This is a genomic window from Streptomyces sp. NC-S4, from assembly GCF_054353315.1.
This window is the reverse complement of the sequence record NZ_CM135937.1, coordinates 2,564,702-2,587,423: the sequence shown is the minus strand read 5'-3', so window position 1 is coordinate 2,587,423 and position 22,722 is coordinate 2,564,702. Positions and strand designations below refer to the sequence as shown.

The window sequence follows — 22,722 nt, the reverse complement described above, 5'->3', positions numbered from 1 at the left end:
TTCGGTGCATGTCGTACTCGCCGGTGGGGGGACCGCCGGCCACATCGAGCCGGCGCTCGCCCTCGCGGACGCCCTGCGCAGGCAGGACCCTTCAGTGGGCATCACCGCCCTCGGCACGGAGCGCGGACTGGAAACCCGCCTGGTGCCGGAACGCGGCTACGAGCTGGGCCTGATCCCCGCCGTGCCGCTGCCCCGCAAGCCCACCCCGGAACTGATCACCGTCCCCGGACGGCTGCGCGGCACCATCAAGGCCGCCGAGGAGATCCTGATCCGTACCAAGGCCGACTGCGTCGTCGGTTTCGGCGGCTACGTGGCCCTGCCCGGCTATCTCGCGGCCAAGCGCCTCGGAGTGCCGATCATCGTCCACGAGGCCAACGCCAGGCCCGGACTGGCCAACAAGATCGGCTCCCGGTACGCGCACGCCGTCGCGGTCTCCACCCCCGACAGCAAGCTGCGCGGCGCCCGCTACGTGGGCATCCCGCTGCGCCGCTCCATCTCCACCCTCGACCGGGCCGCGGTCCGCCCGGAGGCGCGTGCCGCCTTCGGCCTGGACCCCAACCTGCCCACGCTGCTGGTCTCCGGCGGCTCGCAGGGCGCCCGCCGCCTCAACGAGACGATCCAGCAGGTCGCTCCGACCCTCCAGCGCTCCGGGATCCAGATCCTGCACGCCGTCGGGCCGAAGAACGAACTGCCGCGTGTCGACAACATGCCCGGGATGCCGCCGTATGTGCCGGTACCGTACGTGGACCGGATGGATCTCGCGTACGCCGCCGCCGACATGATGCTGTGCCGCGCGGGAGCGATGACCGTCGCCGAACTCTCCGCCGTCGGGCTCCCCGCCGCCTACGTCCCGTTGCCGATCGGCAACGGTGAACAGCGGCTCAACGCCCAGCCGGTGGTCAAGGCCGGCGGCGGCCTGCTCGTGGACGACGCGGAGCTGACGCCCGACTGGGTGCTGAGCCAGGTCCTCCCGGTGCTGTCCGACCCGCACCGCCTGTACGAGATGTCCCGGGCCGCCGGTGAGTTCGGCCGCCGGGACGCCGACGAGCTCCTGGTCGGCATGGTCTACGAGGCGATCGCGGCCCACAGGTCCCGCTGAGGCGGGTAGCGCAGACGCAGGAGGCAGGGAGTGGCCGGAGGGACGACCGCGCGGCGCGGAACACCGTTTTCTGATCGGTCCGGCCCGGCTGCCCGCAAGGGCACCGGCGCTCCCAAGCCGCCGAAGCCGCCCAAGGCCCCCAAAGCCCCCAAGGCCCCGAAGCCGGCCCAGAGGTCCGGCCCACGGGGCCCCGGCGCACGCCTGCGCCGGGGCCCCGTGCTGGCCTCCCTGGCCGCCGCGGTGCTCCTCGTGGCGGGCGGCACCTGGGTGCTCTACGGGTCCTCCTGGCTCCGCGTGGAGAAGGTCGCCGCCACCGGCATGGACGTGCTCACCTCCGAGCAGGTCCTGGGCGCCGCGGCCGTCCCGGTCGGCGCACCCCTGGTGAGCGTCGACACCGAGGAGATCGAGGGCCGGGTCCGCGGCCGGCTGCCCCGCATCGATTCGGTCGACGTGGTGCGGGCGTGGCCGCACGGCATCGGTCTGAAAGTGACGGAACGCAAACCCGTCCTGCTCATCAAAAAGGACGCCAACTTCGTGGAAGTGGACGCAACGGGTGTGCGATTCGACACGGTTCCGAAAGCTCCCGCGGGTGTTCCGGTCCTCGAATTGAACGCCGGTCGATCGCCGAGCGTCCGCCGCTTCGACGAGGAACGGCTGCTGCACGAGGCCGTACTCGTCGCGGGCGCCCTCCCGGAGCCGATCGCCAAGGAAACCGTGCAGGTCAAGGTGGGTTCCTACGATTCGGTGGTGCTGGAGCTCACCCGGGGCCGGTCCGTGACGTGGGGGAGCGGTGAACAGAGCGACGCGAAGGGGCGCGCATTGAACGCTTTGTTGAAAGCCGCGCCCAAGGCCGCCCACTTCGACGTGAGCGTCCCCACCGCCCCTGCTGCGTCCGGGAGTTGACGTCCGGTCCAACAGCGGCGCACCCTGGTTGGCCAGCGATACGGGTGATCACATAGGGTGAAAAGAAAAACGGGAGGTTCGGCGTGTTCGTTGAACACGCGCTACTTGTCGACTTAGTGTCCTGTTCGGAAGAGTCCGAGGAACAGGCACACCCCTAACCCTAAACTTCAGGGTGAGGGTTCGGGTCGGCGCGTTCGGACCGTCCCTATTTCGGCATCAGTCGTCGCAACGCAGGCCCGCGAGGCGGCGACACGTAACTCGAGGCGAGAGGCCTTCGACGTGGCAGCACCGCAGAACTACCTCGCAGTCATCAAGGTCATCGGTGTCGGCGGCGGTGGTGTCAATGCCATCAACCGAATGATCGAGGTCGGTCTCAAGGGCGTCGAGTTCATCGCCATCAACACGGACGCCCAGGCGCTGTTGATGAGCGACGCCGACGTCAAGCTCGACGTCGGCCGGGAACTCACCCGTGGCCTCGGCGCCGGCGCCAACCCGGCCGTCGGTCGCAAGGCGGCAGAGGACCACCGCGAGGAGATCGAGGAGGTCCTCAAGGGGGCCGACATGGTCTTCGTCACCGCCGGTGAGGGCGGCGGCACCGGCACCGGCGGCGCACCTGTCGTCGCCAACATCGCGCGCTCGCTGGGCGCCCTGACGATCGGTGTGGTCACCCGGCCGTTCACCTTCGAGGGCCGGCGCCGCGCGAACCAGGCGGAGGACGGCATCGCCGAGCTCCGCGAAGAGGTCGACACCCTCATCGTCATCCCCAACGACCGACTGCTGTCCATCTCGGACCGCCAGGTCAGCGTGCTCGACGCCTTCAAGTCGGCCGACCAGGTCCTGCTCTCGGGCGTCCAGGGCATCACCGACCTCATCACCACCCCGGGTCTGATCAACCTCGACTTCGCCGACGTCAAGTCCGTGATGTCCGAGGCCGGCTCGGCCCTGATGGGCATCGGCTCGGCCCGCGGCGACGACCGCGCCGTGGCCGCCGCCGAGATGGCGATCTCCTCGCCGCTCCTGGAGGCGTCCATCGACGGCGCCCGTGGCGTGCTGCTCTCCATCTCCGGTGGCTCGGACCTCGGTCTCTTCGAGATCAACGAGGCCGCGCAGCTGGTCAGCGAGGCCGCGCACCCCGAGGCGAACATCATCTTCGGTGCCGTCATCGACGACGCGCTCGGCGACGAGGTACGGGTCACCGTCATCGCGGCCGGGTTCGACGGCGGACAGCCCCCGGCCCGCCGGGACAACGTCATCGGCGCCGCGTCCACCAAGCGCGAGGAGCCGGCCCCGGCTCCGGTCCGTGCCGCCGAGCCGGCCCGCCCGGCCTTCGGCGGACTCGGCTCGGTCACCCCGCGCGAGGAGCCCCCGGCTCCGGTCGAGGCGGCCCCGGTCGAGGTCCAGGCCCCCGCGCCGCAGGTCCCCACGGCCCGCCCGTACCAGGACAGCCCGGCCGAAGAGCTGGATGTCCCGGACTTCTTGAAGTGACACCGGAGCAGCATCACGTGGGCGGCGCCCACTTCGCCTTCACCGACCGGTGGGGCGGAGTGAGCGCCGTTCCGTACGAGGAGCTCAATCTCGGCGGCGCGGTCGGAGACGACCCGGCCGCCGTTCTCGCGAACCGGGCACGGGCGGCGAAGTCCCTGGGCCTGGCACCGGACCGGGTGGTCTGGATGAACCAGGTGCACGGCCGGGACGTGGCCGTGGTGGACGGGCCCTGGGGCGCGGAAGCCGAGGTCCCGGCGGTGGACGCGGTGGTGACCGCCCGTCGGGGGCTCGCCCTCGCGGTGCTCACCGCCGACTGCACGCCGGTCCTGCTGGCGGACCCCGTCGCCGGGGTCGCGGCGGCCGCCCACGCCGGGCGGCCGGGACTGGTCGCCGGGGTGGTGCCCGCCGCCGTCGAGGCGATGGTCGCCCTCGGGGCCGAGCCCGGGCGGATCGTCGCCCGGACCGGGCCCGCCGTCTGCGGACACTGCTACGAGGTTCCGGCCGAGATGCGGGAGGCGGTGGCGGACGTCGTCCCCGCCGCCAGGGCCGAGACGAGCTGGGGGACACCGGCCGTCGACGTGGTCGCCGGGGTGCACGCCCAGCTCGCGGAGGCGGGGGTGGTGAACAGCGGCCGTTCCCCGGTCTGCACACTGGAGTCGCGGGACCACTTCTCGTACCGCCGCGACCGGGTGACCGGACGACTGGCCGGATATGTCTGGTTGACGGAGCTTTCCGGGGAGACGCCCCCCCGGACTGCCGGGGGAAAAGAAGAATGACGGATCGTAAGTCGGAGCTCGCCGAGAACCTGGCGCGGGTGGAGGAACGTATCTCGTCCGCGTGCGCGGCGGCGGGGCGGGGGCGGGACGAGGTGACGCTCATCGTGGTCACCAAGACCTACCCCGCGAGCGACGTACGACTGCTGGCGGACCTGGGCGTCCGTCATGTTGCGGAAAATCGTGACCAGGATGCCGCCCCCAAGGCCGCGGCCTGCGCGGATCTGCCGCTCAGCTGGCACTTCGTCGGCCAGTTGCAGACGAACAAAGTCCGTTCCGTGGCGGGATACGCGCATGTCGTGCAGTCGGTCGACCGGCCGAAGCTCGTGACCGCCCTCTCGGCGGCCGCGGTGAACGCCGGCCGGGAGCTCGGGTGCCTCGTGCAGATCGCCCTCGACGCGGAGTCGGGGGAGCGCGGGGCCCGCGGGGGCGCGGCGCCGGAACAGCTCGCGGAGTTGGCCGACCTCGTCGCCGGGGCTCCGGGACTGCGGATCGACGGCCTGATGACGGTCGCCCCGCTGTCCGGCCACTACGCGGGGCGGGAACGGGCCGCTTTCGAGCGGCTGATGGAATTGTCATCCCGCATGCGCGTGGACCATCCGGCTGCCACGATGGTGTCGGCCGGGATGAGCGCAGACCTGGAACAGGCCGTGGCGGCCGGTGCGACACATGTACGCGTCGGCACTGCGGTACTCGGCGCGAGACCCCGGCTCGGGTAACGTCGCGAAGAAAGTCGGACCACAGCAGAAAATATGGTCATTCCCGCTGATGAGCGGGCAGACCTAGTGGATCGCGGGCAGTTGGTGACATTCGTGACACGGCGGCACCTGCGACAGGGCGATCCACCACAGAGCGGAGGACTCGGAGAATGGCCGGCGCGATGCGCAAGATGGCGGTCTACCTCGGCCTCGTGGAGGACGACCGGTACGACAACCCGGGGTACGACCCCGACGACGAGTTCGAGCCCGAACCGGAGATGGAGCGGGCTCGGGAGCGGGATCGCCGACAGCAGCCCGTGCACCAATCGCCCGTACCGGATGAACCGGTACGAGTCGCACAGCCTCCGGCGCAGCGTGAACCTATCCCAATTCCGGTGGAAAGCGGACGTCCTGCGCGAATTGCCCCCGTGGCATCCATCACACCCGATCGTACGAACATGGAGAAGAACGCCCCCGTGATCATGCCCAAGGTCGTCTCCGAGCGGGAGCCGTACCGCATCACGACGCTGCACCCCCGGACCTACAACGAGGCCCGTACCATCGGGGAACACTTCCGTGAGGGCACTCCGGTGATCATGAATCTCACGGAGATGGACGACACGGATGCGAAGCGTCTCGTGGACTTCGCCGCCGGACTCGTCTTCGGTCTGCACGGCAGCATTGAACGCGTGACACAGAAGGTGTTCCTGCTGTCGCCTGCTAACGTCGATGTCACGGCGGAGGACAAGGCCCGCATCGCGGAGGGCGGGTTCTTCAACCAAAGCTAGACCGATCCGTCAGACACGGGGCCGGGAACACAGCGGGAGCAGGGGAGAGGGAAGCGCGGAATGGGTGTCGCACTGCAAGTGATCTACTTCGCCTTGGGGTGCTTCCTCGTCGTGCTGATCTTCCGCCTGGTCATGGACTACGTGTTCCAGTTCGCACGTTCCTGGACACCCGGCAAGGCGATGGTGGTCGTACTGGAGGCCACCTACAGCGTCACCGATCCACCGCTCAAGCTTCTTCGGCGGTTCATTCCGCCGTTGCGTCTCGGGGGCGTGGCACTCGACCTGTCCTTCTTCGTTCTGATGATCATCGTTTACATCCTCATCAGTTTCGTGCGCACCGCTGCGAGCGGCTTGTGAACGATGTGCTTCCCCGCGGGCGCGGGGACAGTCCCGATACGGTCTTGCCGACTGCCGACGACTACGTAGAGGTGAAGAAGACATGCCGCTGACTCCCGAGGACGTGCGGAACAAGCAGTTCACGACCGTCCGCCTCCGAGAAGGCTATGACGAGGACGAGGTCGATGCCTTCCTCGACGAGGTCGAGTCCGAACTGACGCGCCTGCTGCGCGAGAACGAGGACCTGCGCGCCAAGCTGGCCGCCGCCACGCGTGCCGCCGCGCAGAACCAGCAGCAGCAGGGCATGCGCAAGGCCGAACCCCAGGACCAGCGAGGCCCCGGCGCCCCCGTGCCCGCGGCCATATCCGGCCCGCCGCAGCAGCAGCAGCCGCAGATGGGCCCGCCGCAGCTCCAGGGTGGCCCGCCGCAGCTTCCGGGTGGCCAGCCGCAGCTTCCGCCGGGCCCCGGCGGCCAGGGCCAGCAGGGCCCCGGCCCGATGGGCGGCCCCATGGGCGGTCCCATGCAGCAGCACCCCATGGGCGGACCCCAGGGCATGCAGCAGCAGCCCATGGGCGGCCCCCAGGGCATGCAGCAGCAGTCGATGGGCGGCCAGAACCCGCTCGGCCAGCAGATGCAGCCCATGGGCCAGCAGATGCAGCCGATGGGGCAGCAGATGCAGCCCATGGGTCAGCCCATGCAGCAGATGCAGCAGCCGCAGCTCCCGCAGCAGGGCCCCGGCGGCGACAGCGCCGCGCGCGTCCTGTCGCTGGCGCAGCAGACCGCCGACCAGGCGATCGCGGAGGCCCGCTCCGAGGCCAACAAGATCGTCGGCGAGGCCCGGTCGCGCGCCGAGGGCCTGGAGCGGGACGCCCGCGCCAAGGCCGACGCGCTGGAGCGGGACGCGCAGGAGAAGCACCGCGTCGCGATGGGCTCCCTGGAGTCCGCCCGCGCCACGCTGGAGCGCAAGGTCGAGGACCTGCGGGGCTTCGAGCGCGAGTACCGTACGCGCCTGAAGTCCTACCTGGAGTCGCAGCTGCGCCAGCTGGAGACCCAGGCGGACGACTCGCTCGCCCCGCCGCGGAACCCGGCCGGTCCCGCGCTGCCGCCGTCGCCGTCGCCCTCGATGGCTCCGGCCGGTGCGATGGGCCACTCCATGGGCGGTCCCTCGATGGGTGGCCCGTCCCCCATGGGCGGTCCCTCCCCGATGGGTGCCCCGTCCTACGGCGGCAACCAGCAGCAGATGTCCCCGGCGATGACCCAGCCGATGGCTCCGGTGCGGCCGGCTGCGCCGCAGCCGATGCAGGCGCCGTCGCCGATGCGGGGCTTCCTGATCGACGAGGACGACAACTAGGCGCCGCCGCGCAGTCGGCAGTCACGGGCCGGGCCCGGTTCCCCTTCGGGGGCACCGGGCCCGGCCCGTTCCGCTACCCGTGTGCGGCCCGGTGGCCGCGCCTCAAGCGCCGGCGGGGCTGGGTTTGGCCGCCTGGGCGGGGTCGGTGCGGGGGGTGGGGGTGCGGGGCCGCCGGGGGGTGTCTCCTCGGCTCGGCGCGTGCGGGCACGTCTCGGTTGTGCGCGGTGGTTGCGCGCTCGTCCTGCGGGGACACCCCCCACCGTCCCCGCACCCCCACCCCGGGGCCGTCCCGCGCGGGGCCGTGGGGCGGGGACGCTCCGGGGGCTCCCCGCAGGACGAGGCGCGACCACCGGGCACCACCGCGACAAGCCCGCGCGCGCCGAGCCGAGGAGAGCCCCCGGAGGGGCCCCGCCCCACCCGAAGCCAAACCCAGCCCCGCCGGCGTTTGAGGCGCGGCCACCGGGCCGCACCCGGAACGGAACCCGCACCCGGGACGGGACCCGCACACGGGAAACGACAGCGGCCCGCCCCCCCCGGGAGGGGAGGGGCGGGCCGGTGAAGGGGCGGCTACGCCTTGCGGAGGCGGAAGGTCAGGCCGAGGGACTCGTCCGTGAACGGGTCACCGTACGTGGCGTCCGCCTCGCCCGACGCGAAGTCCGTCGCCAGGACCTCGTCCGCGATCAGGGCCGCGTGGTCCGTCAGGGCCGCACCGACCTCCGGGTCCGCGGAGGACCAGCGCAGCGCGATCCGGTCCGCCACGTCGAGGCCGGAGTTCTTCCGGGCCTCCTGGATCAGGCGGATCGCGTCACGGGCCAGGCCCGCCAGCCGCAGCTCCGGCGTGATCTCCAGGTCCAGGGCGACCGTCGCGCCCGAGTCGGACGCCACCGACCAGCCCTCGCGCGGGGTCTCCGTGATGATGACCTCCTCCGGCGAGAGGGAGATCTCCTCACCGTTCAGCGAGATCACCGCCGAGCCGGCCCGCAGGGCCAGGGACAGCGCCGCCGCGTCGGCCGCGGCCACCGCCTTCGCCACGTCCTGGACGCCCTTGCCGAAGCGCTTGCCCAGCGCCCGGAAGTTCGCCTTCGCGGTCGTGTCGACCAGGGACCCGCCGACCTCCGACAGGGAGGCCAGGGAGGAGACGTTCAGCTCTTCCGTGATCTGGGACTGCAGCTCGGGGGAGAGCGCGTCGAAGCCCACCGCGCCGACCAGGGCCCGGGACAGCGGCTGGCGGGTCTTGACGCCCGACTCGGCACGCGTCGCCCGGCCCAGCTCCACCAGGCGGCGGACCAGCTGCATCTGCTGGGACAGGGTCGGGTCGATCGCCGAGGTGTCCGCCGTCGGCCACGTCGACAGGTGGACCGACTCCGGGGCGTCCGGGGTGACCGGGACGACCATGTCCTGCCAGACCCGCTCGGTGATGAACGGGGTCAGCGGGGCGAGCAGGCGCGTCACCGTCTCCACCACGTCGTGGAGGGTCCGCAGCGCGGCCGCGTCGCCCTGCCAGAAGCGGCGGCGCGAGCGGCGGACGTACCAGTTGGACAGGTCGTCCACGAACGCGGAGAGGAGCTTGCCCGCGCGCTGGGTGTCGTACGACTCCATCGCCTCGGTGACCTCGGCCACGAGCGCGTGGAGCTCCGAGAGCAGCCAGCGGTCCAGGACCGTGCGGTCGGCCGGGGCCGGGTCGGAGGCGGAGGGCGCCCAGTTCGACGTACGGGCGTACAGGGCCTGGAAGGCCACCGTGTTCCAGTACGTGAGGAGGGTCTTGCGGACGACCTCCTGGATCGTGCCGTGGCCCACGCGCCGCGCCGCCCACGGGGAGCCGCCGGCCGCCATGAACCAGCGCACCGCGTCCGCGCCGTGCTGGTCCATGAGCGGGATCGGCTGGAGGATGTTGCCCAGGTGCTTGGACATCTTGCGGCCGTCCTCGGCGAGGATGTGGCCCAGGCAGACCACGTTCTCGTACGAGGACTTGTCGAAGACGAGCGTGCCGACCGCCATCAGCGTGTAGAACCACCCGCGCGTCTGGTCGATGGCCTCCGAGATGAACTGCGCCGGGTAGCGCTTCTCGAAGATCTCCTTGTTCTTGTACGGGTAGCCCCACTGCGCGAACGGCATCGAGCCCGAGTCGTACCAGGCGTCGATGACCTCCGGCACGCGGACGGCTTCGAGGGAGCAGCCCTCGTGCGTGCAGGTGAAGGTGACGTCGTCGATGTACGGGCGGTGCGGGTCCAGGTTCGAGTGGTCCTGGCCGGACAGCTCGGACAGCTCGGCGCGGGAGCCGACGCAGGTGAGGTGGTTCTCCTCACAGCGCCAGATCGGCAGCGGGGTGCCCCAGTAGCGGTTGCGGGACAGCGCCCAGTCGATGTTGTTGTTCAGCCAGTCGCCGAAGCGGCCCTGCTTGACCGAGTCGGGGAACCAGTTCGTCTTCTCGTTCTCCCGCAGCATCGCGTCCTTGACGGCGGTGGTGCGGATGTACCAGGACGGCTGCGCGTAGTAGAGCAGGGCCGTGTGGCAGCGCCAGCAGTGCGGGTAGCTGTGCTCGTAGGCGATGTGCTTGAAGAGCAGGCCGCGCGCGTCGAGGTCGGCGGTCAGCTTCTCGTCGGCCTTCTTGAAGAAGACGCCGCCGACCAGCGGGACGTCCTCCTCGAAGGTGCCGTCGGGGCGGACCGGGTTCACGACGGGCAGGCCGTACGCGCGGCAGACCGCGAGGTCGTCGGCGCCGAAGGCGGGGGACTGGTGGACCAGACCGGTGCCGTCCTCGGTCGTGACGTACTCGGCGTTCACGACGTAGTGGGCGGGCTCCGGGAACTCCACGAGGGAGAACGGGCGCTCGTACGTCCAGCGCTCCATCTCCTTGCCCGTGAAGGTCTCGCCGGTGGCCTCCCAGCCCTCGCCGAGGGACTTCTCCAGCAGCGGCTGGGCGACGACCAGCTTCTCCTCGCCGTTGGTCGCCACGACGTACGTGACCTCGGGGTGGGCCGCGACGGCCGTGTTGGACACCAGGGTCCACGGGGTGGTCGTCCAGACCAGCAGCGCGGCCTCGCCCGCGAGCGGGCCGGAGGTCAGCGGGAAGCGGACGTAGACCGAGGGGTCCACGACCGTCTCGTAGCCCTGGGCGAGCTCGTGGTCCGAGAGGCCGGTGCCGCAGCGGGGGCACCAGGGGGCGACGCGGTGGTCCTGGGTGAGCAGGCCCTTGTTGAAGATCTCCTTCAGCGACCACCACACGGACTCGACGTACTCGGGGTCCATGGTCCGGTAGGCGTCGTCCAGGTCGACCCAGTAGCCCATGCGGGTCGTGAGCTCGGTGAACGCGTCGGTGTGGCGGGTCACGGACTCGCGGCACTTGGCGTTGAACTCGGCGATGCCGTACGCCTCGATGTCCTGCTTGCCGTTGAAGCCCAGCTCCTTCTCGACGGCGAGCTCGACGGGCAGGCCGTGGCAGTCCCAGCCGGCCTTGCGGGCCACGTGGTAGCCGCGCATCGTGCGGAAGCGGGGGAAGACGTCCTTGAAGACGCGGGCCTCGATGTGGTGCGCGCCGGGCATGCCGTTCGCGGTGGGCGGGCCCTCGTAGAAGACCCACTCGGGGCGGCCCTCGGACTGCTCCAGGGTCTTGGCGAAGGTCTTGCTCTCGCGCCAGAAGTCGAGGACGGCGTGCTCGAGGGCGGGCAGGTCGACCTGGGCGGGTACCGGGCGGTACTGCGGCGGTGTGGTCATGAGGCTGAACTCTTCCTCCGGCGGGGTGTCAATTCCGTCCGGAGGGACGAGAGCACTGCTGCTCCCGCGGTACCACCCTCCTTGGCCGCCGGACGGATCCGGTGGCCCCCTCATTGGGGTGCGAAGCCGGTTCTACTCGCCGTACGGGGATCCCGTGCGGGCTTTCTTCCGGCGGCTCAGGGGTGATCCTTCGCATCGCGCTCGCCCCCGGGCTCTCACCGTCCCCGGGTCGCTCCTGGCTGCGTACGACGCTACTCGTCCCCGTCCATGCCTTTCGCTGGGCCCAGTGTACGGGCCCGGGCGGCGCACGGCAGACCGGTTTTCGGGGGCCCGTGCGGGGGCCGCCGGCCCGGCGTGGCGGGGCCGCGGGGAGGGTCCGCGCGCGACCCCGGCGCGCCCCCGCTGTGACCCGAATGGGCCCGCGCCGCCGCTTGCGTCTCGGGTGGGACGGGAGTGGCGGATTACCAGGGCTCCTGATGGGCACAACGGATGCAGGTTGACCTCGATGGATGCGTGCCCCGTTGCCGCGGGGCCGGTGTCGATTTATCGTTCCGGCACGATTCGCGAGCAAAGATCACAGTATGTGAAGGGGCCGCGGCCATGGTGGCGAAGAAGACCGCCGGGAGTACTGCCAAGAAGGCCGTCGGGAAGGCCGCCGGGAAGGCGGCGGTCTCCGAGGACGCGGCTCCCGCCAAGAAGGCGACCGCTGCCCGAAGGACCGCGGCCGGCGGGCTCGCCGCGGACGGGAAGACGACCGCCGTCAAGAAGACGACCGCTGTCAGGAAGACGACCGCCGTCGAGAAGCGGACGGCCACGGCCAAGAAGGCCGCGGCCGAGGGGGCGGCGCATGCCGCGAAGAAGACGGGAGTCCGGAAAGTGGTTGCCAAGAAGAGCGCGGGTACGGCGAGGAAGACGGCCGCGGCCGCCACCAGCGGGCTCCCCAAGGCACGGGCCACGGCGGCCCCGGCCCCCGGTGAGCTCGCCGTACGGCCCGGAGAGGACCCCTGGACCCCCAAGGAGGTCGAGGACGCCCGTGCGGAGCTCCTGGCGGAGGTGCTGCGGCTGCGGGCCGAGCTCGACGCCTCGGAGGCGGCGATCTCCGGCCTGATGCGGGACTCCGGGGACGGCGCCGGCGACGACCAGGCCGACACCGGCACCAAGAACATCACCCGCGAGTCCGAGCTGGCGCTCGCGGCGAACGCCACCTCGATGCTGGAACAGACCGAGCGGGCCCTGGAACGGCTGGAGGCGGGCACGTACGGGCTCTGCGAGAACTGCGGGCAGCCCATCGGCAAGGCCAGGATGCAGGCCTTCCCGCGGGCCACGCTGTGCGTGGACTGCAAGCAGAAGCAGGAACGGCGGCATTAGACGGGCGGGGGAGAGGTGGGGCGGGCGGCGCGCGGGGGCCCTGACGTACCCTCGTGTCCGTCAGGGTCCAGGAGGAGCCTGGTTCGAGCTAGTTCGAGGGACTCACGTGGCAGAGGCGGAGCGCATCATCGGTACGCCGGAGGTCGGGGACGACGCCCAGCCGGAGTCCGCCGGGCCCAAGGGGCGCCGTCGGATCACGGCTCTGCTCGTCGTGGCGGTGCTCGCCTACCTGCTCGACCTCGGCAGCAAGATGCTGGTCGTGGCGAAGCTGGAGCACCAGCCGCCGATCGAGATCATCGGTGACCTGCTGAAGTTCGAGGCGGTCCGCAACCCGGGCGCCGCCTTCGGCTTCGGCGAGGCCTTCACCATCATCTTCACCTGCATCGCGGCCTCGGTGATCGTGGTGATCGTGCGGCTGGCCCGCAAGCTCTACAGCCTGCCGTGGGCGATCGCCCTGGGCCTGCTGCTGGGCGGTGCGCTGGGCAACCTGACCGACCGGATCTTCCGTTCGCCGGGTGTGTTCCGGGGCGCGGTCGTCGACTTCATCGCGCCCGCCCATTTCGCCGTCTTCAACCTCGCGGACTCGGCGATCGTGTGCGGCGGCATCCTGATCGTCCTGCTGTCCTTCAAGGGCCTGGACCCGGACGGGACCGTCCACAAGGACTGATCGCGGGACGGCTCCCGCGCCCCGTCCGGCATACTCGACGGGTGAGTACGATTCCCGAGATCCGCACCCTGCCCGTTCCCGATGGCCTCGAAGGCGAGCGCGTCGACGCCGCCATCGCCCGTATGTTCGGTTTTTCCCGGACGAAGGCGGCCGAAATCGCGGCTGCGGGAAAGGTGACGGTCGACGGCAGCGTCGTCGGGAAGTCCGAGCGGGTGCACGGCGGTGCCTGGCTCGAGGTCGAGATGCCCGCGCCGCCGCGGCCCGTCGAGGTCGTGGCCGAGCCCGTCCCCGGCATGGAGATCATTCATGACGACGACGACATCGTCGTCATCATGAAGCCGGTCGGCGTCGCCGCCCACCCGAGCCCCGGCTGGACCGGCACCACCGTCATCGGCGGCCTCGCCGCGGCCGGCTACCGCATCTCCACCTCCGGCGCGTCCGAGCGCCAGGGCATCGTGCACCGGCTCGACGTCGGCACGTCCGGCCTGATGGCCGTCGCGAAGTCCGAGCGCGCCTACACCTCGCTGAAGAACCAGTTCCGCGAGCGGATCGTGGACAAGCGCTACCACGCGCTGGTGCAGGGCCACCCGGACCCGATGAGCGGCACGATCGACGCGCCGATCGGCCGCCACCCCAGCGCGGACTACAAGTGGGCGGTGATCCAGGACGGCAAGGCGTCCGTCACCCACTACGACCTGATCGAGGCCTTCCGCGCCGCCTCGCTGCTCGACATCAAGCTGGAGACGGGGCGTACGCACCAGATCCGCGTGCACATGTCCGCGCACCGGCACCCCTGCGTCGGCGACCTGACCTACGGCGCCGACCCGACCGTCGCCAAGCGGCTCGGCCTCACCCGGCAGTGGCTGCACGCGGTGCGCCTCGGCTTCGAGCACCCGGCGGACGGGCAGTGGGTCGAGTTCGAGAGCTCCTACCCGGCGGACCTGCAGCACGCGCTGGACGTGATCCGGGCGGAGAGCGAGTGACCTCGCCGGTCGAGGGCACGGTCGAGGTCCGGGTCGCCGTCTCGGAGGAGGACCTGAAGGCCTGCTTCGCGGTGCGGTCCGAGGTCTTCGTGGTCGAGCAGTCGGTACCGGAGTCGATCGAGTACGACGCGTACGACGCGAGCGCGGTGCACGTCCTGGCCGTGGACGCGGACGGCGTGCCGCTGGGCACGAGCCGGCTGCTCCACGGGCCGGAGGCCCTCGGCAAGACGGGCGACCCGGCGGTCGGCTCGCTGGGCCGGCTCGCCGTCAGCAAGTCCGCCCGCGGGCTGGGCGTGGGGGTGGCGCTGGTCCGCGCGATCGAGGCGGAAGCGGCCCGGCGGGGCCTGACGGCGGTCGACCTGGGCGCGCAGACGCATGCGCTGGGCTTCTACGAGCGGCTCGGCTACGTGGCCTACGGCCCGGAGTTCCAGGACGCGGGCATCCCCCACCGCGCGATGCGCCGCCCCTTGCCGTAGCCGGTACCGGGGCTCCGCCCCGGACCCCGCGCCTCAAACGCCGGCGGGGCTGGATTTTCCAGCCCCGCCGGCGTTTGAGGCGCGGGCGCGGAGCGCCGTCGGGGTTCGGGCGGAGCCCGACACGGAGCCGCGGCCCCGTCACCGCACGAGCCGAGCGCAGCGGACTGGCAGGGTGGGGGAGTGGATCAGCTTGCTCTGCTGTTCGTGCTCCTGCTCGGGGCCGTGGTCACGGTGCCGCTCGGGGACCGGCTCAAACTGCCCGCGCCCGTCCTGATGACCATCGGCGGGGTGATCCTCGCACTGGTGCCGGCCGTACCGAACGTCGAGATCCCGCCCGAGTTCATCCTGCCGCTGGTGCTGCCACCGCTGCTGTACGCCTCCGTGCAGCGCACGTCCTGGCGGCAGTTCGCCGCCAACGTCCGGCCCATCCTGCTGCTGGCGGTGGCCCTGGTGTTCGTCACCACCGCTGCCGTGGCCGCCGTCGCCAACGCCGTCGTGCCCGGGCTGCCGATCGCCGCGGCCCTCGCGCTCGGCGCGCTCGTCGCCCCGCCCGACCCGGTGGCGGCCACCGCCGTCGCCGGGTCGCTCGGGCTGCCCCGCCGCATGGTGTCGATCCTGGAGGGCGAGGGGCTCTTCAACGACGTGACGGCGATCGTGCTGTACCACGTGGCGGTCGCCGCGGTGGTGAGCGGCAGTTTCTCCTGGCCCGAGGCGCTCGGGGAGTTCGTGCTCTCCGCCGTGGTGGCCGTGGCCGTCGGGCTCGCGCTCGGCTGGCTCGCCCACCGGCTCATGGGGCGGCTCGGCGATGCCACCCTGCAGATCGGGCTGACGCTGCTGGTGCCGTTCGTCGCGTACGTGGTGGCCGAGGAACTCGAGGGGTCGGGGGTGCTGGCGGTGCTGACGACGGCCCTGTTCCTCGCCGAGTACGCGAGCGACGCCGACGACGTGCTGGGGCGTCTCGCCGGGCACACGTTCTGGGAGGTCGTCGACATGCTGGTCACCGGCGTGGCCTTCGGCCTGATCGGGCTGGAGCTGCACAACGTGTTCGGCACCGCCGAGGACCGGGTGTGGGAGATGGCGGGGTGGGCGGCGATCGTGGTCGCGGTGGTGGTCGGCGTACGGCTGGTGTGGCTGCTGCCGGCCGGCTGGCTCGCCCAGCGGCTGCACCAGCGGCGCGACTACGACGAGGAGATCCCGCTGAGCTGGCGGGAGAGCGTGGTGATGTGGTGGGCCGGGATGCGCGGGGTGGCCTCGGTGGCCCTGGCGCTGGCCATCCCGCTGCGGACGGACGCCGGTGAGCCCTTCCCCGGGCGGGACCAGATCATCTTCATCGCCTTCGCGGTGATCATGACGACCCTGGTGTGCCAGGGGCTGACCCTGCCCTGGCTGGTACGGCGGCTGGGGGTGGAGGCCGACACGGACGCCGAGCGGGACGCGCAGCGGCGGCTGGCGATCCGAGCGGCCAAGGCCGCGAAGCGGCGGCTGAAGGAGATCGAGGAGGTGGAGGACCTTCCGGAAGACCTGGTCGAGCAGCTGTACCGGCGCGCCTACGACGTGGGGGCCAGGATCAGCCCCGACATGGTGGACGAGGAACGGCGCGAGGCCTACGCGAAGCGCGTGCAGCGGCTGCACGACGTCCAGCGGATCCAGCGGGAGATGATGTCGGCCGCCCGCCACGAGGTCCTGGCCGCCCGCAGCGAACCCGGCTCCGACCCGGAGATCGTGGACCGGGTGCTGCGGCACCTGGACGTGCGCAGCCTGCGTGCCCCTTGAGCGGGGGGCTGCCCCGGACCCCTAGGGAGCTTCCGGGGCCGGGGCCGGGGCCGTGGCGATGCGGGGGAGGGCGTACGGGTGCTCGGCCACCAGCCAGGTGATCAGGCGCTCGCGGACCGCGCAGCGCAGCGTCCAGAGGTCGTCTGCGTCCTTCGCCGTGACGACCGCGCGGACCTGGACGGTGTGGGGTGTGGTGTCCGTCACGGCCAGGGAGCCGCCGCGGCCGTCCCACTCCGGGATCTCCGCCAGGACGTGCTGGAGCCGCTCCCGCATCAGATCGATCGGCGCGCCGTGGTCCAGGTGCCAGAAGACCGTGCCGGTCATCTGTGCGCCGCCGCGCGACCAGTTCTCGTAGGGCTTGCCCGTGAAATACGACACAGGCATCGTGATGCGCCGCTCGTCCCAGGTGCGGACCGTCAGGAAGGTCAGGGTGATCTCCTCGACCCGGCCCCACTCCTTGTCGACCACCACCGTGTCGCCGATGCGGACGGTGTCGCCGAAGGCGATCTGCAGGCCGGCGAAGAGGTTGCTCAGCGTGGACTGGGCGGCGATGCCCGCCACGATGCCGAGGATGCCCGCGGAGGCCAGCAGCGAGGCGCCGAGCGCCCGCACCGGGGGGAAGGTCAGCAGCATCACCGCCGCGGCGACCACGACCACCACCGCCGTGACCACCCGCTGGATCAGCGTGACCTGGGTGCGGACCCGGCGTACCCGGGCCTCGTCCTCGGTCACCGCCGCGTAGCGCGCGTACGTCGAGTCGACCACGGCCGTCGCGATGCGTACGGCGAGCCAGGCCGCGGACGCGATCAGGACCAGGGTGAGGAACCGGCCGACGCCGAAGGCGTGGTCGGGCAGGATTCCGGCCCACCGGTAGGAGGCTCTGAGCAGCGAGGTGCACAGGACGACCTGGAAGGGCAGCCGGCAGCGGCGCAGCAGGCCCCACAGGGGGGTCTCGGGGTGCCGGGCGTCGGCCCGGCGCAGCAGCAGGTCGAGCAGCCGGCCCGCGATCAGGGTGGCGACCAGTGCGCCGCCGATGACCGTGACGGGGCGCAGGACGTTCTCCATCTCCATGGGTACGAACGTAGCGGGAAGCGGTCCGCCGGCCCGTCGTCCCCGGCGGCTGGCACGATGGAGGCATGAACATCATGCTTTTCCATTCGACGTACGGGCTGCGGCCCGCGGTGCACGCGGCGGCCGACCGGCTGCGCGCGGCCGGGCACCAGGTCCAGGTGCCGGATCTCTTCGAGGGACGCACCTTCGGGACCGTCGAGGAGGGCATGGCCCACCAGGACGAGATCGGCCGTGACGAGCTGCTGAAGCGCGCGGTGCTGGCCTCCGCCCCCTACTCGGACCAGGGACTGGTCTACGCGGGCTTCTCCTTCGGCGGTTCGCTCGCCCAGCACCTGGCGATGGCCGACGAGAAGGCGCGCGGGCTGCTGCTCCTGCACGGGACCGCGGACCTGGAGGACGGTGCCTCGGTCGACGAGCTGCCCGTGCAGCTGCACATCGCGGACCCGGATCCCTTCGAGCCGCACGACTGGCTGACGGCCTGGTACCTGCGGATGCAGCGGGCGGGGGCCGACGTGGAGGTCCACAGCTACCCGGGCGCCGGGCACCTGTTCACCGACCCGGAGCTGGACGACTACGACGCCGAGGCAGCCGAGCAGCTCTGGAAGGTCGCCCTCGGCTTCCTCGACAGCCTGTAGGTGCGAGGACGGAAGGGCCCCGGCCCGGCGGATGCCGGACCGGGGCCCTTCTGCTGCCGGGAGGTCAGCCCGCGCGGTACGCGGTCCAGCTGCTCGACATGCGAGCGACCTGGCCTGCGGTGAACTGGTACATGCAGGAGTCGTACGTGTAGTCCATGAAGTTGTGGATCGGGTCCACGCCCGGCTTGCTCGCGCAGCTGTCGCGCCCGGTCGGGCACTCGTAGGCGGCGCTCTTCTCGGCCGGGGTGTCGGAGACGTAGTCGCCGTTGCCGTTACAGCCGCCCTGGAAGGTGTGGTACAGCCCCATCCAGTGGCCGACCTCGTGGGTGGCGGTGTCACCCTCGTTGTAGTTGGCGGAGGAGCCGCCCGGCAGCGAGCTGTCGAGCACGACCACGCCGTCCATCTTGGGGCTGGAGGCGTAGGACGTCGGGAAGGTCGCCCAGCCGAGCAGGCCGCCGGAGAGCTTGGCGGTGTAGAAGTTGAGCGCGCCCGGGCCGCCCTTGCGCAGGGTGTTCTTCATGTCCTTCTCGGCCTGGGAGCCGGAAGCCAGGTTGTACCAGGTGGCGTTGTCCGTGTAGTCGGTGGCCGCCAGGGTGAACTGGAAGTTCGTGTTGACGTTGCCGGTGCCCTGGCCGCCGTAGGCCGCGTTCAGGACCGCGAGCTGCTTGCTGATGTCCGTGGCTGTCAGCTTTCCGGTGGTGCCGGAGTGCACGACGTGGAAGTACACGGGGATGTTCACGACGGCCTCGGCGGCCGTCAGGCTGCGCTGGGGCTGGTTCTTCAGGGCCTTGTCCAGCTTCGACTTCAGGTCGGCGTCCATGGACTGCGCCTGCGCGTCGCTGATCGCGTTGGGCTCGTCCGCGTGCTCGTCGTGGGCGCGGGCGACGCGGGCGTTCGCGGCGCCGGAGGCGGCGGGCTGGTCGGCGCAGACCTCGGCGGGGGACTTGGAGGCCGCGAGCGTGGTGGGGGCCGCGAGCGGGGTGAAGGCCAGGGTTCCGGCCAGGACCGCCGTGCCCATCAGGCGGCGGCGGAGAAGGGGGGATATGCGGGCGACGGCGCGCACGTGTGCTCCTCGCGTGGGGGTGCGGTGGGAGGTGGGGGGTGGTGGCCTGAAGATCTTCTTCAGCTGGCGGGAAGCTTATGTGTTCATGACATATTCAGGTCAAGTGCCTTACGTAAAAGATTTGTTGCTTCTGATGCGCATGGGGCGCCTGGTATGTACCAGACGCCCCATGTGGCCGGAGAATCGACGGTCGATCAGCGCACCGGCTGGTACACCCGATCCACCTTCTGGGTCCCGTTCAGCGTCCGGTACGACCGGCTCCACGCGGAGGTGGCACCCGGCTGCCGCTTGTCGGACACCACGTAGTAGTCCATCTGCGAGCGCTCCGCCGTCACGTCGAGCACGCCGTAGCCGTGCGCGTCCATGTCGAGCCACTTCACGTGCCAGTTGGCGGCCTTGATGGCCGACTCGGCGACCAGTGAGAGGGTGTCCGGCAGGACGTGCAGCATGTCGTCGAGGTTGTCGGAGGTCACCGAGGTGACCACGAACTCGGTCGCCGCCGTGCCCGAGCCCGGGTACGTGGCCATGTTCATCGGGACCTCGTTCGCCCAGGCCATGTGGATGTCACCGGTCAGGAACACGGTGTTCTTGACGCCCCGGTCCTTCAGGTGCCCCAGCAGCTCCTTGCGGTCGTCCGTGTAGCCGTCCCACTGGTCCACGTTGATCGCGAGGCCGCCCTCGGGCAGGCCGAGCAGCTTGCCGAGCGGGCCCAACAGGTGCGCGGGGAGCGAACCGAAGGCCACCGGCGAGATCATCACCGAGGTGCCGACCAGCTTCCAGGTCGCCTCCGAGCCCGCGAGGCCCGACTTGAGCCAGTCCAGCTGGGCGCGCCCGGTGATGGTGCGCTCCGGGTCGTCCACCGAGCCGCTGCCGATCTTGGTCTGCTGCGAGCGGAAGGAGCGCAGGTCCAGCAGGTGCAGGTCGGCGAGGGTGCCGAAGCGCAGCCGGCGGTAGACGGTGCCCGCTATGGAGGCGCGCACGGGCATCCACTCGAAGTACGCCTGCTTGGCGGCGGCGGCGCGGGCCGCCCACTCGCCCTCGGTCCCCGGGGTGTGGTTCTCTGCGCCGCCGGCCCAGGCGTCGTTGGCGAACTCGTGGTCGTCCCAGATGGCGATGACCGGATGGGCGTGGTGCAGGGCCTGGAGGTCGGCGTCCGTCTTGTACTTGCCGTGGCGCGTGCGGTAGTCGGCGAGCGAGACGATCTCGTGCTTCGGCTCGTGCGGGCGTACGACGTACTTCGCCTCCGGATACGCCGCGGACTGGTACTCGTAGATGTAGTCGCCGAGGTGCAGGATCGCGTGCAGGTCCGTGCGGGCAGCCAGGTGGCGGTAGGCGGAGAAGTAGCCGGACTCCCAGTTGGCGCAGGAGACCACGCCGAAGCGGACCCCCGCGGTCTTCGTCTCGTGGGCCGGGGTGGTCAGGGTGCGCCCGACGGGGGAGGAGACGCCGCCGGCGGTGAACCGGTACCAGTACGGCGTCTGCGGCTGGAGCCCGCGTACGTCCACCTTGACCGTGTGGTCGGTTGCGGCGCTCGCGGTGACGGTGCCGGAGCCGACGATGCGGGAGAAGCCCTTGTCGGCCGCCACTTCCCAGTCCACCTGGGTGGCCGGGCCGATCCCGGAGCCCGGGACGGCCTCGGGGGTCGGGGTGACGCGGGTCCACAGCAGGACCCCGTCGGGCAGCGGGTCGCCCGAGGCGACGCCGTGGAGGAAGGCGGGCGCGGTGCCCGCCGCGTGGGCGGCCGAGGCGCCCAGTGAGGTGAGGGGGGCCAGTGCGGCGGTGGCCGCGGCGGCCAGAACGACCGTGCGGCGGCGGGGAGTTGCCGCGGACTGGGAGGCGGTGAGATGACTGGTCACGGATGATCATATTACCGACGGGTACACCCATTCGAACAGGTGCGTGCATGCAAAGGGCGGGCGAACTCTGGGAGTTCGCCCGCCCTTCGAAGCGGTCCGTCCGGACGGTGATTTCCGGATTGCCCCGGGATCAGCCCTGCAGGGCCTTGTCGATCGCCGCCGTGAACAGCTCCGCCGTCTGCGGAGTGTCGATCTTCTTGCCGTCCATCTTCAGGGTCGGCGTGCCCTTCACCCCGGACTTGTCGAAGGTCTTCGACATCTCCAGCGCCCACCGGTCGTACGTACCGTCCTCGACGGCCTTCTTGAACGCGGCATTGCCCTTGAGCGCCGGGACCGTGTCCGCGACCTTCAGCAGGTAGTCGTCCTTGGCGAAGCTGTCGACGCTCTCCTCGGGGTGCAGGTCCTTGGAGTACAGCGCGCCCTTGTACTGCAGGAAGGCCTCCGGGCTGACGTTCAGGGCCGCGCCCAGGGCGCTCAGCGCGTTCTTCGAGCCCTCGCCCTTGACGGCGTTGTCGATGAAGGTGGCGCCGATGTACTGGAGCTTGTACTTGCCCGCGTCCACGTCCTTCTTGATCTGCTCGCCGGCCGCCTGCTCGAAGGCGGCGCAGGCCGGGCAGCGCGAGTCCTCGTAGAGCTCCAGGGTCTTCTTGGCGTCGGGCTTGCCGATGACGACCGTGGTGCCGTCCTCGCCCGTGGTGTTCCCCGGCTTGACCAGCTCGGCCTTGGCGGCCTTCTCCCAGTGGGTGGGCTGGTTGGACTGCACGACCGCGTAGCCGATGGCGCCGACCAGACCGAGGGCCGCGACCACCGCGCCCGCCACGATCACCTGGCGGCGCACCTTGTCCTTCTTGGCCTGGGCCTCGCGCTCGGCGCGCAGACGCTCGCGGGCCGCCGCCTTGTTCGCCTGGCTGTTGCGTGAACTCATCATGATCTCCGTGGGGTGTGACGTGTGGAAGGGACTGCCGTACGTGCGTCAGGCGCGTGCGAGCGCGCCGGGCACGGGGGGTCCCCGTCGTCCCACGGAATGTGCCGGGAAGCGGGTACGGGCCGCGGCGGCCGAGCGGAGCGACCGCGGCAGTGCCCGAGCCGGCCGGCGGGCCACCGCGACCGAGGCCGCCGCCAGCAGCAGCGGCCGGAACGCGAAGGCGGCCACCGCCCGCAGCAGCCGGCCCAGTGCCCGCTCGCCGTGCCGCAGCCAGGCCGCGGCCAGCAGTCCGACCGAGACATGGGCGCCGAGCAGCAGCCAGGGCGTGTACGGCCCCGGCGAGGACAGCAGCGCGGCCGCGTCGGCCGGGCCGGTCACCTCGGTCAGCGGCCCGCCCACCGGCGTGCCGCCGCACAGGGCGTCCAGGCCCATGGCGCGCAGCGGGCCCGCAACGGGTCCGCCGGCCGGGCCGTAGCAGAGGTGCTGGCCGGTGGTGAAGACCGTGTCGGCGGCCAGCTCCAGCGGCACGAGCAGCCCGGCGATCGGGCCGAAGCCCCGTTCGCGGCCCGCGAGGGCGTAGGCGATCGCGAACACACCCGCGAAGGCCCCGGCCACCAGCGTGCGCGGCAGCGGGACCTGGGACATCAGGACGTGCGAGCCCGAGGAGAGCAGTACGACGAGCGCGCTGAACAGCGCGGCCCGCAGCCCCCTGAGTCCCGTCCCGGAAATGTCCATCCTCGCGAGTGTGCCATGCGTTC

Annotated in this window: 20 protein-coding genes; 14 read left to right on the top strand and 6 right to left on the bottom strand. The window is 71.3% G+C overall.

The features are described from left to right. Positions 1–4: 4 nt before the first annotated feature. From murG to ACXNSR_RS11220, 8 genes are all read left to right on the top strand, one after another. Positions 5–1,099: an undecaprenyldiphospho-muramoylpentapeptide beta-N-acetylglucosaminyltransferase gene (gene murG / locus ACXNSR_RS11255; protein ID WP_030010979.1), complete on the top strand. Its 1,095-nt coding sequence runs from the start codon at positions 5–7 to the stop codon at positions 1,097–1,099. Positions 1,100–1,129: 30 nt separating this feature from the next. Then, positions 1,130–2,002, top strand: coding sequence for a cell division protein FtsQ/DivIB (locus tag ACXNSR_RS11250; protein ID WP_458641936.1), 873 nt, complete (start codon positions 1,130–1,132; stop codon positions 2,000–2,002). Between the two features lie 279 nt (positions 2,003–2,281). After that, on the top strand, positions 2,282–3,487 hold the full coding sequence (gene ftsZ / locus ACXNSR_RS11245) for a cell division protein FtsZ (protein ID WP_052872570.1): 1,206 nt from the start codon (positions 2,282–2,284) through the stop codon (positions 3,485–3,487). After that, entirely contained in the window at positions 3,484–4,263 is a 780-nt protein-coding gene (gene pgeF, locus ACXNSR_RS11240) for a peptidoglycan editing factor PgeF (RefSeq protein WP_458641935.1), read from the top strand. The genes ftsZ and pgeF overlap by 4 nt, the downstream gene beginning before the upstream one ends. Continuing rightward, entirely contained in the window at positions 4,260–4,979 is a 720-nt protein-coding gene (locus ACXNSR_RS11235) for a YggS family pyridoxal phosphate-dependent enzyme (protein ID WP_458641934.1), read from the top strand. The genes pgeF and ACXNSR_RS11235 overlap by 4 nt, the downstream gene beginning before the upstream one ends. A 149-nt stretch (positions 4,980–5,128) precedes the next feature. After that, on the top strand, positions 5,129–5,746 hold the full coding sequence (locus ACXNSR_RS11230; protein ID WP_458641933.1) for a cell division protein SepF: 618 nt from the start codon (positions 5,129–5,131) through the stop codon (positions 5,744–5,746). A gap of 60 nt (positions 5,747–5,806) precedes the next feature. After that, on the top strand, positions 5,807–6,103 hold the full coding sequence (locus tag ACXNSR_RS11225; protein ID WP_458641932.1) for a YggT family protein: 297 nt from the start codon (positions 5,807–5,809) through the stop codon (positions 6,101–6,103). 82 nt (positions 6,104–6,185) lie between these two features. Then, on the top strand, positions 6,186–7,433 hold the full coding sequence (locus ACXNSR_RS11220) for a DivIVA domain-containing protein (RefSeq protein WP_356793704.1): 1,248 nt from the start codon (positions 6,186–6,188) through the stop codon (positions 7,431–7,433). 567 nt (positions 7,434–8,000) lie between these two features. On the opposite strand, the gene ileS is transcribed toward ACXNSR_RS11220, so the two are convergent. After that, entirely contained in the window at positions 8,001–11,147 is a 3,147-nt protein-coding gene (ileS, locus tag ACXNSR_RS11215; RefSeq protein WP_458641931.1) for an isoleucine--tRNA ligase, read from the bottom strand. A gap of 600 nt (positions 11,148–11,747) precedes the next feature. Between ileS and ACXNSR_RS11210 the strand changes: the two genes are divergently transcribed. From ACXNSR_RS11210 to ACXNSR_RS11190, 5 genes are all read left to right on the top strand, one after another. Next, entirely contained in the window at positions 11,748–12,515 is a 768-nt protein-coding gene (locus ACXNSR_RS11210; protein ID WP_458641930.1) for a TraR/DksA family transcriptional regulator, read from the top strand. Positions 12,516–12,621: 106 nt separating this feature from the next. Next, positions 12,622–13,182: a signal peptidase II gene (gene lspA, locus ACXNSR_RS11205; protein WP_189736196.1), complete on the top strand. Its 561-nt coding sequence runs from the start codon at positions 12,622–12,624 to the stop codon at positions 13,180–13,182. A 41-nt stretch (positions 13,183–13,223) separates the two neighbouring features. Continuing rightward, entirely contained in the window at positions 13,224–14,165 is a 942-nt protein-coding gene (locus ACXNSR_RS11200) for an RluA family pseudouridine synthase (RefSeq protein ID WP_458641929.1), read from the top strand. Further along, complete coding sequence (locus ACXNSR_RS11195) at positions 14,162–14,641, top strand: GNAT family N-acetyltransferase (protein WP_458641928.1); 480 nt, start codon at positions 14,162–14,164, stop codon at positions 14,639–14,641. The genes ACXNSR_RS11200 and ACXNSR_RS11195 overlap by 4 nt, the downstream gene beginning before the upstream one ends. 180 nt (positions 14,642–14,821) lie before the next feature. Further along, positions 14,822–16,414, top strand: coding sequence for a Na+/H+ antiporter (locus ACXNSR_RS11190; protein WP_458641927.1), 1,593 nt, complete (start codon positions 14,822–14,824; stop codon positions 16,412–16,414). Positions 16,415–16,435: 21 nt separating this feature from the next. Here the strand turns inward: ACXNSR_RS11190 and ACXNSR_RS11185 are convergent, their stop codons facing one another. After that, positions 16,436–17,479 (bottom strand): mechanosensitive ion channel family protein, encoded by a 1,044-nt coding sequence (locus ACXNSR_RS11185; RefSeq protein ID WP_458643269.1) that lies wholly within the window; start codon positions 17,477–17,479, stop codon positions 16,436–16,438. Positions 17,480–17,550: 71 nt separating this feature from the next. Here ACXNSR_RS11185 and ACXNSR_RS11180 point away from each other — a divergent pair, with 71 nt between their 5' ends. Further along, the gene (locus ACXNSR_RS11180; protein ID WP_458641926.1) at positions 17,551–18,120 is read left to right on the top strand and encodes a dienelactone hydrolase family protein; all 570 of its coding nucleotides are present in this window, start codon (positions 17,551–17,553) and stop codon (positions 18,118–18,120) included. A gap of 64 nt (positions 18,121–18,184) precedes the next feature. On the opposite strand, the gene ACXNSR_RS11175 is transcribed toward ACXNSR_RS11180, so the two are convergent. From ACXNSR_RS11175 to ACXNSR_RS11160, 4 genes are all read right to left on the bottom strand, one after another. After that, positions 18,185–19,138, bottom strand: a complete 954-nt coding sequence (locus ACXNSR_RS11175; protein WP_458643268.1) for a zinc metalloprotease — start codon at positions 19,136–19,138, stop codon at positions 18,185–18,187. Positions 19,139–19,377: 239 nt separating this feature from the next. Then, positions 19,378–21,039, bottom strand: coding sequence for an alkaline phosphatase D family protein (locus ACXNSR_RS11170; RefSeq protein ID WP_458641925.1), 1,662 nt, complete (start codon positions 21,037–21,039; stop codon positions 19,378–19,380). 130 nt (positions 21,040–21,169) lie between these two features. Beyond that, positions 21,170–21,964 carry a DsbA family protein gene (locus ACXNSR_RS11165; RefSeq protein ID WP_458641924.1) on the bottom strand — a complete coding sequence of 265 codons (795 nt, stop codon included), beginning with the start codon at positions 21,962–21,964 and terminating at the stop codon, positions 21,170–21,172. A 48-nt stretch (positions 21,965–22,012) separates the two neighbouring features. Further along, a complete protein-coding gene (locus ACXNSR_RS11160) occupies positions 22,013–22,699 on the bottom strand; it encodes a hypothetical protein (protein ID WP_458641923.1) in 687 nt (228 codons plus the stop codon). Positions 22,700–22,722 lie beyond the last annotated feature (23 nt).